Source organism: Streptomyces sp. SD15, from assembly GCF_054462255.1.
This window is the reverse complement of sequence record NZ_JBTLMO010000064.1, coordinates 25,066-41,650: the sequence shown is the minus strand read 5'-3', so window position 1 is coordinate 41,650 and position 16,585 is coordinate 25,066. Positions and strand designations below refer to the sequence as shown.

Genomic DNA, 16,585 nt, shown 5'->3' with positions numbered 1-16,585 from the left:
TTCTCAAGGAACGGACGCTTCCTTTGTACTCACCCGAGAGACTCTCTCAGGCTTTCCTCCGGGCGCTTCCCTTCGGTCTTGCGTTTCCGACTCTATCAGACCGTTTCCCGATCCGATTTCCTCGGCGCTTTCCAGGTTTCCGCTTTCGCGTTTCCCTTTCCGGCGGTTCCGACTTTATCAGAGATTCTGAGTCGGAATTTCCGTCCCGCTCGAGGTGGTTCCTGGCACTCAGTCATGCCGGGTTCCCCTCAGGCGGAGCCGTAAACCTACTGGAGCGGGGCGCCTCGATGCAAATCGAGGCGCCCCGCTCCGGGTTGGCGCGTGGGATGGGGTCAGACCTCGACGACGACCGGGAGGATCATCGGACGTCGGCGGTAGTTGTCCGAGACCCACTTGCCGAGCGTGCGGCGGATGAGCTGCTGCATCTGGTGGGGCTCGACCACGCCGTCCTGCGCCGAGCGTTCAAGGACCTCCGTGATCCTCGGGATGACATCCCCGAAGGCGGAGTCATCGATGCCCGAACCACGCGCGTGGACGTGCGGACCGCCGGTGATCTTGCCCGTACTGGAGTCGATCACCAAGAAGACCGAGATGATGCCCTCGTCGCCGAGGATCTTGCGGTCCTTGAGCGCGGGCTCGCCGACATCGCCGACCGAGAGGCCGTCGACGTACACGTAACCCGCCTGAACCTTGCCTGTGATCTTGGCCTTGCCTCCGACGAGGTCGACGACAACGCCGTCCTCGGCGATGACGATGCGGTCGTGCGGGATGTTGGTCAGGGCGCCGAGCTCGGCGTTGGCGCGCAGGTGGCGCCATTCGCCGTGCACCGGCATCAGGTTCCGCGGCCTGCAGATGTTGTAGAAGTACAGCAGTTCGCCCGCGGAGGCGTGGCCCGAGACGTGCACCTTGGCGTTGCCCTTGTGGACGACATTGGCGCCCCAGCGGGTCAGGCCGTTGATGACGCGGTAGACCGCGTTCTCGTTGCCCGGGATGAGCGAGGAGGCCAGGATCACCGTGTCGCCCTGGACGATGCGGATCTGGTGGTCGCGGTTCGCCATCCGGGAGAGGGCCGCCATCGGCTCACCCTGCGATCCGGTACAGACGAGCACGATCTCGTGTTCCGGGAGGTCGTCCAGCGTCTTGACGTCCACTACCAGGCCCGGCGGGACCTTCAGGTAGCCCAGATCCCGTGCGATGCCCATGTTCCGGACCATCGAGCGGCCGACGAAGGCGACCCTGCGGCCGTACTCGTGGGCCGCGTCCAGAATCTGCTGGATGCGGTGCACGTGGCTGGCGAAGCTCGCCACGATGATCCGCTTGCTGGCGCCGGCGAAGACCTGGCGCAGCACGTTCGAGATGTCGCGCTCGGGCGGCACGAAGCCCGGAACCTCGGCGTTCGTGGAGTCCGAGAGAAGGAGGTCGATGCCCTCCTCGCTCAGCCGTGCGAACGCGTGTAGATCCGTGAGCCGACCATCCAGCGGGAGCTGGTCCATCTTGAAGTCGCCGGTGTGGACCGCCATGCCCGCGGGGGTGCGGATGGCGACCGCGAGGGCGTCCGGGATGGAGTGGTTGACCGCCACGAACTCGCAGTCGAAGGGGCCGATGCGCTCGCGGTGGCCCTCCGCGACTTCGAGCGTGTAGGGGCGGATGCGGTGCTCCTGGAGCTTCGCCTCGATGAGAGCGAGGGTCAGCTTGGAGCCGATCAGCGGGATGTCCGGCTTCTCGCGCAGGAGGAACGGGACACCGCCGATGTGGTCCTCGTGGCCGTGCGTGAGGACGATGCCGTCGATGTCGTCGAGACGGTCCCTGATGGACGTGAAGTCCGGCAGGATCAGGTCGATTCCGGGCTGCTCCTCTTCAGGGAAGAGCACTCCGCAGTCGACGATCAACAGGCGGCCGTCGTATTCGAAGACGGTCATGTTCCGGCCGATTTCGCCGAGGCCGCCGAGCGGGGTGACGCGCAGGCCACCCTTCGGGAGCTTCGGCGGAGCGCCGAGTTCAGGATGCGGATGACTCAAAAGACTCTCCTCACCACGCGCGCCACGTACCTGGCAAGGCACGTGGCGCGCGTGACGTTCGTGCAGTAGCAGTTGTCTGGTGGGTTGCAGGCCCGGTGGCCTGCGTGGTCGTGCGTATTCAGTTGTGAAGTCTGTGATTAGAGCTGTACCCCGCCGGCGGCAAGATCGATCTTGAGCTGGGCGGTCTCCTCGGGCGACAGCTCGACCATCGGGGCGCGCAGCGGTCCTGCGGGCAGGCCCTGGAGGGTCAGCGCGGCCTTGGTCGTGATGACGCCCTGAGTGCGGAACATGCCGGTGAACACCGGGAGCAGCTTCTGGTGGATCTCGGTGGCCTTCTGGACGTCGCCCGAGACGTACGCGTCGAGCATGGCCCGCAGCTCCGGGGTGACGACGTGGCCGACCACGGAGACGAAACCGACCGCGCCCACGGAGAGCAGCGGCAGGTTGAGCATGTCGTCGCCGGAGTACCAGGCGAGGCCGGAGCGGGCGATGGCCCAGCTGGCCCGGCCGAGGTCTCCCTTGGCGTCCTTGTTGGCGACGATACGTGGGTGCTCGGCGAGCCGCACCATGGTTTCGGTGCTGATCGGTACACCGCTGCGACCCGGGATGTCGTAGAGCATCACCGGCAGCTCGGTGGCGTCGGCGATGGCCGAGAAGTGCCGGTACAGGCCCTCCTGCGGGGGCTTGTTGTAGTACGGCGTCACGGTCAGCAGGCCGTGCGCCCCGGCCTTCTCGGCGGCGCGGGCGAGCTCGATGCTGTGGTGGGTGTCGTTCGTGCCGACGCCGGCGACGATGTGGGCGCGGTCGCCGACCGCGGCCAGTACGGCTCGTACGAGATCCGATTTCTCCGCGTCGCTGGTGGTCGGGGACTCACCGGTGGTGCCGTTGACGATCAGGCCGTCGTTGCCTGCGTCCACCAGGTGGGTAGCGAGCCGCTGCGCGCCGTCGAGGTCGAGTGCGCCGTCCGCCGTGAAGGGCGTGACCATGGCGGTGAGGACCCGCCCGAAGGGGGTCTGCGGAGTGGAGGTCGGAGCCATGGGTAACACGCTACTCGCTGCTCAACGCGTGGTCTGCCCTCAGGGGACACGACAAAGCGGGATAAATGCGGAGCCCGGCACTGCCTGCTCGGGGGTTCAAGCAGTGCCGGGTCCGTTTGATCAGGCTAGATGAACTTCTCGAAGTGCCGCAATACGGACACTTCGCTCGGATGATCCGTACACCTGTGCCGGAAGGCGTGCAGAAGCGCGCTACGGCGCCACGCGCCCGTTGGCGTTGAAGGCCGCGTGCGTGAGCGGCATGAGCTTGGCCCACTCCGCCTCCATCTTCTCGCCGACCATCTCGATCTCCCGCTGCGGGAAGGACGGGACCTTGGCGAGCTCGTGCTGGGTGCGCAGGCCGAGGAAGTGCATCAGGGAGCGTGCGTTGCACGTGGCGTACATCGAGGAGAAGAGGCCGACCGGGAGGACGGCGCGGGCCACCTCGCGGGCGACGCCGGCGGCGAGCATCTCCTGATACGCCTCGTACGCCTGCCGGTACGAGTCCTCCATCACACGGCCCGTGAGCTCCTGCTGGGCCTGGGTGCCCTCGACGAAGACGTACTTGCCGGGGCGACCCTCCTGGACCAGCTTGCGGGACTCGTCCGGGACGTAGAAGACCGGCTGCAGCTCCCGGTACCGGCCCGACTCCTCGTTGTACGACCAGCCCACGCGGTGCCGCATGAACTCACGGAAGACGAAGATCGGGGCGCTGATGAAGAACGTCATCGAGTTGTGCTCGAAGGGGCTGCCGTGCCGGTCCCGCATCAGGTAGTTCAGCAGGCCCTTGGAACGCTCCGGGTCCTTGTTCAGCTCGTCGAGAGACTGCTCTCCGACGGTCGAGACGCGGGCGGCGAACAGCACGTCCGAGTCGGACGCGGTGTGCTTGACCAGCTCGACGGTGACATCGCTGCGAAAGCTGGGCTTGAGGTCGTCGGCGGGGGTGTCGGTCACGGTGCGGAGGGTCCTTCCGATCACATCTCTCGGGCGGCGTCCACTCTACGGCCCGACACTGACAACGGGTCGTTCAGTACCGTGCCACGACATTCACCGGCGAACTTCTGTGAATTTGGTGAAACTGGGCACCATTTGCGATCCTCGTACGTCTGTTTTGGTGACTGGGATCCCTACGAACCTCCAAAGGAGAAGCGCACCTCATGGTCCGTCGGCGCGAGCCCGTACCGTTCGCCTTCATCGCCGAAGCCGACAAGTTTCGCAGCAATGTCTCTCCCCCACCCCGCCGCCGCGCGTCCGCCGGACAGGTAGCCGGACAGTGGCTCATAGGGCTCACCCTGGTCGCCGGGCTCGTCGGGTCCCTGATCCTGGGGATGCCCGCCCTGTCGGGGGATCAGTCACCCGCGAAGACGCAGCATTCCGAAGCGTCGGACGACCGCTGACCCTTCCGGACCCCCAAGGGTGGTGAGCCGGGACCCGGCTAGGTAGCCTCACCGGGCATAGCCCATGCGTGGATTGAGTGAGGATCAGTCGTGCCCCTGCCCTTCCTGACGGCGGACCGTGCTTTTGACGAGGCGACGGACGACCTCGCGCTGCCGTTCGACGACCGCGTTCGCTGGCGGCGCCCGTACCGTCCCGGGCCCTGGCGGGTGGCCCTCGCCGCGCTCATTCTGTTGCTCGCGTCGTATGTGCTCGTCGCGGCCGTGGTCACCGCGGTCGCCGGGAGCCGCTCCGCCGCCGTGGCGTTTCTGGTCGGGGCCCTGGCCGTCATACTGTGCGCGCTACGCCTGCTGCGGATGGGCGTCTGGGTGAGCGCGCAGGGGCTGCGCCGCGTCAGCTTCTTCTACTCGAGTACGGCTCCCTGGGAGCAGGTCGTCGCCGTGCGCACCGTCCAACAGCCGGTGCGCTGGCTCGGGCTGCCGCGCACCGTACAGGGGCAGGCGCTGATCCTCGTACGCAAGGATCGTGCGGCGGACGGCCTGCCGCCGCTGCTCACCACACACAACTCCGACTTCCTGGCGCGCATGGAGGCTTTCGACCGGGCGGCGGACTCCATCGAGGTGTGGGCCGACGAGTACCGGCGCGGCTGAGCCGCAGCGGTCGTCGGTCGTCAAAGCCGAAGGGGCCGGTCCGCACTGTGCGGACCGGCCCCTTCGGTGTATCGCCGTATCAGGCCTCCGCGGGAGACCTGCCCTCGTGCAGAGCGATCGCCCGCTGCATCGCCTTGCGGGCGCGCGGGGTGTCGCGGGCGTCGTGGTAGGCGACCGCGAGGCGGAACCAGCTGCGCCAGTCGCCCGGCGCGTCCTCGGTCTCGGCCTTGCGCCTGACGAAGACCTCGTCGGCCGAGTCGCGGTCGATGCGGCCGCCCGGGGTGCGCTTCAACTCGTCGACGGGCAGGCCGCCTTCGGCCTCGAGCTCGGCGGCGAGCCGGTTGGCCTTCCGGACGAACTGGGTGTTCTTCCAGAGGAACCAGACACCGATCACCGGCAGGATGAGGACGGAGACGCCGAAGGTGATCGTGAGGACCGTGCCGGTCTGGATGAGCAGGACTCCGCGCCAGCCGACCAGCACGAAGTAGGCGACCAGGACGGCTGCCGTGATGGCGTATGTGATCTTCGCGCGCATAGCTCTTAGTTCAGGTCCAGGAAGTGTTCCAGGCCGAAGGTGAGGCCCGGAGTCGTGACCACGCGGCGGGCGCCGAGCAGGATGCCCGGCATGAAGCTGCTGTGGTGGAGGGAGTCGTGGCGGATGGTGAGGGTCTCGCCCTCGCCGCCGAGCAGGACCTCCTGGTGGGCGAGCAGGCCACGCAGGCGGACCGCGTGCACCGGGACACCGTCGACGTTCGCGCCGCGGGCGCCGTCCAGCGCGGTGACGGTGGCGTCGGGCTGCGGGGCGCTGCCCGCGCGCTCCCGGGCCGCGGCGATGAGCTGAGCGGTGCGCGTGGCGGTGCCACTGGGAGCGTCCACCTTGTTCGGGTGGTGCAGTTCGACGACCTCGACGGACTCGAAGTACGGGGCCGCCACCTCGGCGAACTTCATCGTCAGTACGGCGCCGATGGAGAAGTTCGGAGCGATGAGCACACCCGTTTCCGGGAACTGCGCCAGCCAGCTCCTCAGCTGGGCGAGGCGCTCGTCGGTCCAGCCCGTCGTGCCGACGACGGCGTGGATGCCGTGCCGGACGCAGAAGTCGAGGTTGCCCATCACCGAGGCCGGCGTGGTCAGCTCGACCGCGACCTGGGCGCCGGTCTCGGCCAGCGTTTCCAGTTTGTCGCCCCGGCCCAGCGCGGCCACCAGCTCCATGTCCTCGGCGGCCTCGACGGCTCGTACCGCCTCGGCTCCGATCCGGCCCTTGGCACCGAGGACCGCCACGCGCAGCTTGCTCATTGCTTGGTTCCTAACAGGAGACGGGTGTTACGCGACCGCTTCGTGCAGACGGGACGCCTGCTTGTCCTTGAGCGGGCCGATGACCGACAACGAGGGCCGCTCGCCCAGGATGTCGTCCGCGACCGAACGGACCTCGTCCGGGGTGACCGACGCTATCTGGGCCAGCATGTCGTCGACGGACAACTGCTCGCCCCAGCACAGTTCGCTCTTGCCGATACGGTTCATCAGCGCGCCGGTGTCCTCCAGGCCGAGCACGGTGGAGCCCTGGAGCTGGCCGATGGCGCGGCCGATCTCCTCGTCCGTGAGACCGTGCTCGGCGACATGGTCGAGTTCGTCGCGGCAGATCTTGAGCACGTCGTGGACCTGGCTCGGCCTGCAGCCCGCGTACACGCCGAAGAGGCCGCAGTCGGCGAAGCCCGAGGTGTACGAGTACACGCTGTAGGCCAGGCCGCGCTTCTCGCGGACCTCCTGGAACAGGCGGGATGACATACCCCCGCCGAGGGCGGTGTTCAGGACGCTGAGAGCCCAGCGGCGCTCGTCGGTGCGGGCCAGGCCCGGCATCCCGAGAACGACATGGGCCTGCTCGGTCTTGCGGCCGAGCAGTTCGACGCGGCCCGCGGTGCGGATGGCGCGGCGGCCCTCGCGCGGGGCTATCGGCTCAACGGCGGTCTCCCTGAGGGCGCCCGCCTTCTCGAAGGCGGCGCGGACCTGGCGTACGACCTTGTTGTGGTCGACGTTGCCCGCGCAGGTCACGACGAGGTGCGTCGGGTCGTAGTGCTTCTTGTAGAAGCGGCGGATGCGGTCGGCGCTGAGGGCGTTGACCGTGTCGACCGTGCCGAGGACCGGGCGGCCCAGGGGGGTGTCGCCGAGCATGGTGTGCGCGAACAGGTCGTGCACGCAGTCGCCCGGGTCGTCCTCGGTCATCGCGATCTCTTCGAGGATCACCCCGCGCTCTGCGTCCACGTCGGCCTGCTCGATCAGCGAGCCGGTGAGCATGTCGCACACGACGTCGATGGCGAGCGGGAGGTCGGTGTCGAGCACGCGCGCGTAGTAGCACGTGTACTCCTTGGCCGTGAACGCGTTCATCTCGCCGCCGACCGCGTCGATCGCCGAGGAGATGTCCAGCGCGCTACGACGCGACGTGCCCTTGAAGAGCAGGTGCTCCAGGTAGTGCGTGGCGCCGTTCAACGTCGGGGTCTCGTCGCGGGAGCCGACGTGCGACCAGATGCCGAAGGTGGCGGAACGGACGGAGGGAAGGGTCTCGGTGACGATGCGCAGACCGCCGGGGAGGGTGGTCTTACGGACCGTACCGATGCCGTTCTGGCCCTTGATGAGGGTTTGGGTACGGGCGACGGCCCGCGCCTCCGAAGAGGTGCGGGCCGTCGCCGTGGAGCTACGAGACGTCACTTGTCGGTGTCGTCCTTCTTGTCGCCCGCGGCGGAGCCGCTGTCAGATGCGGTGCCCTCTTCGCCCTCGACCACGGGGATCAGGGAGAGCTTGCCGCGGGAGTCGATCTCGGCGATCTCGACCTGGACCTTGGCACCCACGGCGAGCACGTCCTCGACGTTCTCCACGCGCTTGCCGCCGGCGAGCTTGCGGATCTGCGAGATGTGCAGCAGACCGTCCTTGCCCGGGAGCAGCGACACGAACGCGCCGAAGGTCGTCGTCTTCACGACGGTGCCCAGGTAGCGCTCGCCGACCTCCGGCATGGTCGGGTTGGCGATGCCGTTGATCGTGGCGCGGGCGGCCTCGGCCTGCGAGCCCTGGGCGGCACCGATGTAGATGGTGCCGTCGTCCTCGATCGTGATCTCGGCGCCGGTGTCCTCCTGGATCTGGTTGATCATCTTGCCCTTGGGGCCGATGACCTCACCGATCTTGTCCACGGGGATCTTGACGGTGATGATCCGCGGGGCGTTCGGGGACATCTCGTCCGGCGTGTCGATCGCTTCCATCATCACGTCGAGGATGTGGAGGCGGGCGTCGCGGGCCTGCTTGAGGGCCGCGGCCAGGACGGAGGCCGGGATGCCGTCCAGCTTGGTGTCGAGCTGGAGGGCGGTCACGAACTCCTTGGTGCCGGCGACCTTGAAGTCCATGTCGCCGAAGGCGTCCTCCGCACCGAGGATGTCGGTGAGGGCGACGTAGTGCGTCTGGCCGTCGATCTCCTGGGAGATCAGGCCCATGGCGATACCGGCGACGGGGGCCTTCAGCGGCACACCGGCGTTCAGCAGCGACATGGTGGACGCGCAGACGGAACCCATGGACGTCGAGCCGTTGGAGCCGAGGGCCTCGGACACCTGACGGATCGCGTAGGGGAACTCCTCGCGGGTCGGCAGGACCGGCACGATCGCGCGCTCGGCGAGCGCGCCGTGGCCGATCTCGCGGCGCTTCGGGGAGCCGACGCGGCCGGTCTCACCGACGGAGTACGGCGGGAAGTTGTAGTTGTGCATGTAGCGCTTGCGGGTCACCGGGGAAAGGGTGTCCAGCTGCTGCTCCATGCGGAGCATGTTGAGGGTGGTGACGCCCAGGATCTGGGTCTCGCCACGCTCGAACAGCGCCGAGCCGTGCACGCGCGGGATGGCCTCGACCTCGGCGGCGAGCGTACGGATGTCCGTGACGCCGCGGCCGTCGATGCGGACCTTGTCCTTGATGACGCGCTCGCGGACCAGCTTCTTGGTCAGCGCGCGGTACGCGGCGGAGATCTCCTTCTCGCGGCCCTCGAACTGCGGGAGCAGCTTCTCGGCGGCGATCTCCTTGACGCGGTCCAGCTCGGCCTCGCGGTCCTGCTTGCCGGCGATGGTGAGCGCCTGCGCGAGCTCGCTCTTGACCGCGGCGGTCAGGGCCTCCAGGACGTCGTCCTGGTAGTCGAGGAAGATCGGGAACTCGGCGGTGGGCTTGGCGGCCTTCGCGGCGAGGTCCGACTGCGCCTTGCACAGGACCTTGATGAAGGGCTTCGCGGCGTCGAGACCGGCGGCGACGACCTCCTCGGTGGGCGCCTCGGCGCCGCCCTTGACCAGCTGGATGGTCTTGTCGGTGGCCTCGGCCTCGACCATCATGATCGCGACGTCGCCGTCCTCCAGGACACGACCGGCGACGACCATGTCGAAGACGGCGTCCTCGAGCTCGGTGTGCGTCGGGAACGCGACCCACTGGCCGTTGATCAGCGCGACGCGAACGCCGCCGACCGGGCCGGAGAAGGGCAGACCGGCCAGCTGCGTGGACGCGGAGGCGGCGTTGATCGCCACGACGTCGTACAGGTGGTCGGGGTTGAGGGCCATGATCGTGGCGACGACCTGGATCTCGTTGCGCAGGCCCTTCTTGAAGGACGGGCGCAGCGGGCGGTCGATCAGACGACAGGTGAGAACGGCGTCCTCGGAGGGACGGCCCTCACGGCGGAAGAAGCTGCCGGGGATCTTACCGGCGGCGTACATCCGCTCCTCGACGTCCACCGTGAGGGGGAAGAAGTCGAGCTGGTCCTTGGGCTTCTTGGAAGCACTGGTGGCCGACAGCACCATGGTGTCGTCGTCCAGGTACGCCACGGCGGAGCCGGCGGCCTGCTTGGCCAGGCGGCCCGTCTCGAAGCGGATGGTGCGGGTACCGAAGGAACCGTTGTCGATAACGGCCTCGGCGTAGTGGGTCTCGTTCTCCACTAGCGTTTTCTCCTCGTCTTCGTCCCGTCCTGCCCGTGTGGCAGGGGGACGGTGGCGGAGAGGCGCTCCTTCTGGTGCGGGCCGGTCTTCGATCGAAGCACCCGGGCTCACATTCCCCCGGGGGCCACTACCGAGGACCGGCGGCGGCGAGGTGCGCTTCTCCTCGTTCGTTGTCGTGAGGCGCCCTACCCGGCGGGCAGGTCGCCATCACGCTGTGTCGTACGTGCTGTGTCATGCGTATTGCGTTTGCGTTGTGCTACCACACTACAAAGCGTCAGTGACACTCCGCACGTACAGAGCTCATACCGAGCAGGTGCGGCAGCACGTACAGCAAAAGGAGCGGCCCCCAAGATGTGGGAACCGCTCCCTTCACGGCGTCTTACTTGGCGCCCGCCGCACCGCGGCGGATGCCCAGGCGGTCGACCAGCGCACGGAAGCGCTGGATGTCCTTCTTGGCCAGGTACTGCAGCAGGCGGCGACGCTGACCGACCAGGATCAGCAGACCACGACGGGAGTGGTGGTCGTGCTTGTGGGTCTTGAGGTGCTCGGTCAGGTCCGAGATCCGGCGCGAGAGCATGGCGACCTGGACCTCGGGGGAGCCGGTGTCGCCCTCCTTCTGACCGAACTCGGTGATGATCTGCTTCTTCGTAGCGGCGTCGAGCGACACGCGTACTCCTCGTAGTCTGTGAGTGGCCACCGAGTGCCCCCGGTCTGTGTCTCGGGGGAGCTTCCGTTACTCGGTAGGCGGGGTCCGCTGAGCGCGGCCTCCAGAGAGATTGCTCCGGGGGCGCGTACACAAACGGCCGTCACACAGCGTACCAGCACACGAGCGCGCTCTTGACGGGCGCCCTTCGCCGGTCAGACGCCGCCGCGGACCTTGCTGTAGACGTCGAGGACGGCCAGGCAGATCGGGATCAGGGAGAGCAGCACCAGCGAGTCCGCGAGATCCAGCATGCGGCCCCAGAAGGGGGAGAGCCCCTTCTGCGGCACGATCAGAGCGATCGCGATCAGGACCAGAACTCCGCCCCCGACCGAGGCGGCGAGCCACAGGGTCCGTACGTCGACCGGACCGGAGTTGCCCTGAAGCAGTTCGATGATGATGTCGGCCGGCGGTGAAATCGCGAGACCGAGGATCAGCAGACCCAGCGTGACGACGCCGGCCACGAACAGGCAGGTGACCTGGGCGGTGTACCGGAAGAGACGCGCCCGCAGCATCGCGGCGAGGCCGGTGCACAGGGCCAGCAGCTGGGCCCAGCCCCCGTCGCTGAAACCGAGCACCGCGCCACCCGCGCCGATGATGACGGCGGCACAGCCGCCGACCAGTCCGAGCAGCAGTTCGTGGCCCCGGCTGGTCTGGGCGACGATGCGCTGGACGTCGACGGCTTCGAGGTCGCCCTCCTGGCCCTCGCGGCGGGCCCTGGCCAGGTCCTCCGGGTTGCGGAAGCCGATCGGCAGCTTGGCGAAGCGGGACGACCAGCCGGGCAGGAAACCGACGACTGCCAGGGCGACGACCGAGGTGCCGGCGGCGATCTCCCGCGGCTTCGCTTCGGTGAGCACACCGCAGAACACGGCGAGCGTGCCGATCGCGGCGGCCAGCGCGGCGGCCACGAACGGAGCGTCTCCCTGCGGCAGCAGCATGATCAGCACGACGGAGAGGAGCAGTACGGCGACACAGCCGACGAGGAACTGGAGCCGGCCGGGGCCTTCGCCCGCGTCCTGGGGAATGACGCCGGAGCCCGCGATGAGCGCGTGCGGCAGGGCCGAGACGCCGAGCGCGACGGCGGAACCACGGTCGTCGTACACCCGGGCTCGTACACCGGCGAGTGCTGTCAGGGCCAGTGCGACCACGCCGGCGAGGATGCCCTGAAGGCCGTGCATGTCGTGCCGTACCGGATCCGCGAACCAGAAGACGAAGCCGAGCATGGTCAGCAGCAGCGCACCGGAGACGAGACCGGCCACCCGCATCAGGTTGTCGTTCCAGCTGCGGATGTCCTGCTTGACCGCGGCGGCGATCGCGTCCACCACGTCGTCGTGAACGGCCGGAGGCAGCGAATCGGCGAAGGTGCGCAGCAGCAGCACCTCGCCGTCCCTGACCCGGTGCTCGAGCAACGAGCGGCTCGCGTCGAGGACTTGGCCCTCGCGGCGTACGAGGTGGTAGCCGGCGGGATCGGTGTCCGGCTGGACCAGGCCCGAGAGCCTGACGATCTCAGGAAAGAGGTCCTGGATCGGCAGATCCTCCGGCAGCGCCACATCGACCCGACTGTCCGGCGCTGCGATCGTGATTCGGCAGAAACCCGTCGATGTCCCCGTGCTCACCTGGTACTTCCCCCTGCTGGACAACGCTTCCTCGCGCCGTTCGTACAACGCGGAGCGCCACCATATCCATGACAACGGGGGGCGCGATGCCCACCTCCCCCGTTTCCTCCCCGTGCCCCCTCGGCATCTCCATCCTCCTGACTCGCTGGCGCACTTGGCGCATCAGTAGGATCGACGCTCACACACTGACGCCTAAGCGAACGAGTACACGTCGCAGCACACGGGGGCGTCGACGCCAGGACGTAACAGACGTATCAAATCGCGAAGGATGAGTGCATCGGTGAGCGTCGTCATCATCAAACGGCCACCGCGGATAGTGCCCCCGGTTGTCCCGGACGGCGAGGTCAAGCTGGAGACGCCGCCCGAGATCCCACGTGAGGGCGACGACGGCATGCTGATGAACCTGCTGCCGATGTTCGGCATGCTGGGTTCCGTCGGCTTCTTCTTCATGCCGGGCCTGCCCTCCTACATGAGGGTGGTCGGCGGGCTGATGCTGGCATCGACGCTGGCCATGGCCATCGCCCAGTTCGCCAAGTCCCGGCAGGGCGGCGGCGCGGGGATGGCGCAGGACCGGCGTGACTACTTCCGCTATCTCGAACAGGTCCGCAAGGACGTGCACAAGACCGCGGAGCTGCAGCGGTGGAGCCAGCTCTTCCAGCATCCCGACCCGGAGCAGCTGTGGGCGGTGGCGGCCGACGGCAAGCGGCTGTGGGAGCGGCGCCCGACCGACGCGGACTTCGCCTCCGTACGAATCGGTCGCGGCATCCAGCAGTTGAACACTCCGCTCGTCGCCCCGGAGACGGCGCCCAAGGACGAGCTGGAGCCTCTGACAGCGGCGGCCATGAAGGCCTTCCTCGACGCGCACGGCAGTCTGTCCGACCTGCCCGTCTCCGTCTCGCTGCGCGCCTTCTACCACGTGACGGTGTGCGGAGAGACCGACAGTGTCTACGCCAACGCCCGTGCGGCCCTGTGCCAGTTGGCGACGCTGCATTCGCCCGAGGACCTGATGGTCGCCGTGGTGGCGCATCCCTCCGCGACGGCGGATTGGGACTGGATCAAGTGGCTGCCGCACAGCCAGCACCCGAAGGTCAAGGACGGAGCGGGCTCGACCCGACTCCTCTTCGACGACCTCGGAGAGCTGGAAGAGGCTCTGGCGGACCAGCTGGACGACCGGCCGCGCTGGAACCGGGAAGCCAACCCGGTCTACGACCAGCCCCACCTGATCGTGGTGCTCGACGGCGGCACCGTGCCGCCGGACTCCGAACTCGCCAGCTCCGAAGGCCTCCAGGGTGTCACCTTCCTCGAAATCGCCCCCGGCGAGCTGGAGGACGAGCTGCGCGCGGGCCTCACGATCTACGCCAAGCCGGACCGGATGCGGCTGTTCGTCGGCCACGAGACCGCGTACACCGGCAAGCCCGACGTGCTGAGCGCGGCGCAGGCCGAGTCCCTGGCCCGGCAGCTGGCCCCCTTCCGGGTCGGCTCCGCGGAGGAGGGCGAACCTCTCCTGTCCAACCTGGACTTCACGGATCTCATGGGCATCGGCGACGCGGGTGCCGTCGACGTCTCCCGCACCTGGCGTCCACGCACCCTGCACGAACGGCTGCGCGTGCCGATCGGTGTCGGCGAGGCCGGCGAGCCGGTCATGCTGGACCTCAAGGAGGCCTCGCAGGAGGGCATGGGCCCGCACGGCCTGTGCGTCGGCGCGACCGGCTCCGGCAAGTCCGAGGTACTGCGCACGCTGGTGCTCGGTCTCGCGGTGACGCACTCCTCGGAGACGCTGAACTTCATCCTCGCGGACTTCAAGGGCGGTGCGACCTTCGCCGGTATGGCGGACATGCCGCACACCGCGGCCGTGATCACCAACCTCGCCGACGACCTCACCCTCGTCGACCGTATGCGTGACTCGATCATGGGTGAGACGCAGCGCCGTCAGGAGCTGCTGCGCACGGCCGGTAACTACGCCAACCTGCACGACTACGAGAAGGCCAGGGCCGCGGGCGCCGCGCTCGAGCCGATGGCCTCGCTGGTGATCGTGCTCGACGAGTTCTCCGAACTCCTCACCGCCAAGCCCGACTTCATCGACATGTTCATCCAGATCGGCCGCATCGGCCGTTCGCTGGGTGTGCACCTGCTGCTGGCGTCGCAGCGCCTGGAGGAGGGCAAGCTCCGCGGCCTGGACACCTATCTGTCGTACCGGATCGGTCTGCGGACCTTCTCCGCCGCCGAGTCCCGTACGGCGATCGGTGTGCCGGACGCCTACCACCTGCCGTCGATCCCCGGCTCCGGCTATCTGCGGTACGACACCGACACCATGGTCCGCTTCAAGGCCGCGTACGTGTCGGGGCCGTACCACGGCGAGGGCCCGTCCCGAGTACACCGCTCCACCCAGCTGCGGCCCGCGCTCTTCACCGCGCAGCACGTGGCGCTGCCCCCGCAGCCGGTGATCGACGAGCCGGAGGTCGACAACAGGGTCGACGACGCGCTCGCCGACACCGTCCTGGACGTCCTCGTCGGCAGGATGGTCAACCAGGGACCGCCCGCCCACCAGGTATGGCTGCCCCCGCTCGAAGAGGCGCCCTCGCTGGAGCAGCTGCTCCCCCAGCTCGCCGTCGCACCGGAGCGCGGCCTCACCGCGCCCGAGTACACGGCACTCGGGCGGCTCAACGTGCCCGTCGGACTGGTCGACAAGCCGTTCGAGCAGCGGCGCGACGTGCTGTACCGGGACTTCTCGGGTGGTGCGGGCCACGGTCTGTTCATCGGCGGTCCGCAGTCCGGCAAGTCGACGCTGCTGCGCACGCTCATCTCGTCGTTCGCGCTCACCCACACCCCTGCCGAAGTACAGTTCTACTGCCTGGACTTCGGCGGTGGCAGTCTGATCGCGATGGAGGACCTGGCCCACGTCGGCGGGGTCGCCAACCGGCTCGACGCCGAGAAGGTGCGCCGTACGGTCAGCGAGGTCGAGGGAATCCTCAACGCCCGCGAGGAGTACTTCCGCACGAACAACGTCGACTCGATCCAGACCTACCGTCAGCGCCGGAACGCGGGCCAGCTGCCCGACCAGCCCTGGGGAGACGTCTTCCTCGTCATCGACGGCTGGGCCACCTTCAAGACGGACTACGAGTTGCTCGAGTCCACCGTCACCGAGATCGCCACGCGTGGCCTCGGCTTCGGTGTGCACGTGATCCTGACCGCGAGCCGCTACACCGAAGTGCGGCCCGCGCTCAAGGACATGCTGCAGAACCGCATCGAGCTGCGGCTCGGTGACCCGACCGAGTCGGAGATCGACCGCAAGGTCGCGCAGAACGTGCCCGCCACCGTGCCGGGCCGTGGTCTGACGACGGACCGGCTGCACTTCATGACCGCGCTGCCCCGGGTCGACGGCTCCTCGGAGACGGAGGACCTGTCGGAGGCGACGGGGATCCTCGTCCGGGGCATCAACGAGAACTGGCAGGGCAACCCCGCTCCGTCCGTACGGCTGCTGCCGACGCTCCTGCCCTGGGACCGGCTGCCCAAGGGCTTCGAGCACCCGGAACGCGGTGTCGCCATCGGCATCGACGAGTCGTCGCTCGCGCCGGTCTTCGTCGACTTCGAGACGGACCCGCACTTCATCGTGTTCGGTGAGAGCGAGTCCGGTAAGTCCGCGGTGCTGAGACTGCTCATCAAGCAGATCACCGAGCGCTACACGCCGCAGCAGGCGAAGATCGTCATGGGCGACTACCGACGCGCCCACCTCGAGGGCGTGCCCGAGTCGCACCTGTCGCGGTACTGCGCGTCGGCGCCCGCTCTGACGGAGACGCTGGAAGGCCTGGCCGGTTCGCTCGGCCGCCGGATGCCGGGCCCGGACGTGACGCCGGAACAGCTGCGCAACCGCAGCTGGTACAACAGCCCGGACGCGTTCGTCATCATCGACGACTACGACCTGGTGGCGACCGGCATGAACCCGCTGGCTCCGCTGCTCGAGTACCTGCCCTTCGCCCGTGACGTCGGCCTGCGCATCATCATCGCGCGCGCCTCGGGCGGTGCCAGCCGGTCGCTGTACGAGCCGGTGATGCAGCGTCTGCGTGAGCTCGGCGCCCAGGGCATCGTGCTCTCCGGCGACCGGACCGAGGGGGCGCTGCTGGGCAACATCACGGCGTCGCAACTGCCGCCCGGGCGGGGGCACTTCCACACCCGGCGACGGGGTGGGCAGTTGATCCAGACGGGATGGATGCCTGCGCGGCACTGATCTCTGC

At 68.3% G+C, this 16,585-nt stretch carries 12 protein-coding genes; 3 read left to right on the top strand and 9 right to left on the bottom strand.

Annotation, left to right across the window (positions count from 1 at the left end; genetic code table 11):
* Window positions 1-332 precede the first annotated feature (332 nt).
* From ACX28W_RS38260 to thyX, 3 genes are all read right to left on the bottom strand, one after another.
* The gene (locus tag ACX28W_RS38260) at window positions 333-2,018 is read right to left on the bottom strand and encodes a ribonuclease J (protein ID WP_362074808.1); all 1,686 of its coding nucleotides are present in this window, start codon (window positions 2,016-2,018) and stop codon (window positions 333-335) included.
* A 137-nt stretch (window positions 2,019-2,155) separates the two neighbouring features.
* Window positions 2,156-3,055: a 4-hydroxy-tetrahydrodipicolinate synthase gene (gene dapA, locus ACX28W_RS38255; protein WP_459004714.1), complete on the bottom strand. Its 900-nt coding sequence runs from the start codon at window positions 3,053-3,055 to the stop codon at window positions 2,156-2,158.
* 210 nt (window positions 3,056-3,265) lie between these two features.
* Window positions 3,266-4,006, bottom strand: a complete 741-nt coding sequence (gene thyX, locus ACX28W_RS38250) for an FAD-dependent thymidylate synthase (RefSeq protein WP_459004713.1) — start codon at window positions 4,004-4,006, stop codon at window positions 3,266-3,268.
* A 203-nt stretch (window positions 4,007-4,209) separates the two neighbouring features.
* Between thyX and ACX28W_RS38245 the strand changes: the two genes are divergently transcribed.
* A complete protein-coding gene (locus tag ACX28W_RS38245) occupies window positions 4,210-4,449 on the top strand; it encodes a hypothetical protein (RefSeq protein ID WP_459004712.1) in 240 nt (79 codons plus the stop codon).
* Window positions 4,450-4,539: 90 nt separating this feature from the next.
* On the top strand, window positions 4,540-5,097 hold the full coding sequence (locus ACX28W_RS38240) for a hypothetical protein (protein ID WP_459004711.1): 558 nt from the start codon (window positions 4,540-4,542) through the stop codon (window positions 5,095-5,097).
* A gap of 79 nt (window positions 5,098-5,176) precedes the next feature.
* Here the strand turns inward: ACX28W_RS38240 and ACX28W_RS38235 are convergent, their stop codons facing one another.
* From ACX28W_RS38235 to eccD, 6 genes are all read right to left on the bottom strand, one after another.
* Window positions 5,177-5,632, bottom strand: coding sequence for a hypothetical protein (locus ACX28W_RS38235; RefSeq protein ID WP_459004710.1), 456 nt, complete (start codon window positions 5,630-5,632; stop codon window positions 5,177-5,179).
* Window positions 5,633-5,637: 5 nt separating this feature from the next.
* Entirely contained in the window at window positions 5,638-6,390 is a 753-nt protein-coding gene (dapB, locus tag ACX28W_RS38230) for a 4-hydroxy-tetrahydrodipicolinate reductase (protein WP_362074790.1), read from the bottom strand.
* 27 nt (window positions 6,391-6,417) lie between these two features.
* A complete protein-coding gene (locus ACX28W_RS38225) occupies window positions 6,418-7,797 on the bottom strand; it encodes a M16 family metallopeptidase (RefSeq protein WP_459004709.1) in 1,380 nt (459 codons plus the stop codon).
* Window positions 7,794-10,037 carry a polyribonucleotide nucleotidyltransferase gene (locus ACX28W_RS38220; RefSeq protein WP_459004707.1) on the bottom strand — a complete coding sequence of 748 codons (2,244 nt, stop codon included), beginning with the start codon at window positions 10,035-10,037 and terminating at the stop codon, window positions 7,794-7,796. Before ACX28W_RS38220 ends, ACX28W_RS38225 begins: the two co-directional genes overlap by 4 nt.
* A 379-nt stretch (window positions 10,038-10,416) precedes the next feature.
* Complete coding sequence (gene rpsO, locus ACX28W_RS38215; protein ID WP_030945091.1) at window positions 10,417-10,704, bottom strand: 30S ribosomal protein S15; 288 nt, start codon at window positions 10,702-10,704, stop codon at window positions 10,417-10,419.
* A gap of 191 nt (window positions 10,705-10,895) precedes the next feature.
* Window positions 10,896-12,353, bottom strand: a complete 1,458-nt coding sequence (eccD, locus tag ACX28W_RS38210; protein WP_459004705.1) for a type VII secretion integral membrane protein EccD — start codon at window positions 12,351-12,353, stop codon at window positions 10,896-10,898.
* A 280-nt stretch (window positions 12,354-12,633) separates the two neighbouring features.
* On the opposite strand from eccD, the gene eccCa reads away from it, so the two are divergent.
* Window positions 12,634-16,578, top strand: a complete 3,945-nt coding sequence (eccCa, locus tag ACX28W_RS38205) for a type VII secretion protein EccCa (protein ID WP_459004703.1) — start codon at window positions 12,634-12,636, stop codon at window positions 16,576-16,578.
* Window positions 16,579-16,585: the final 7 nt, after the last annotated feature.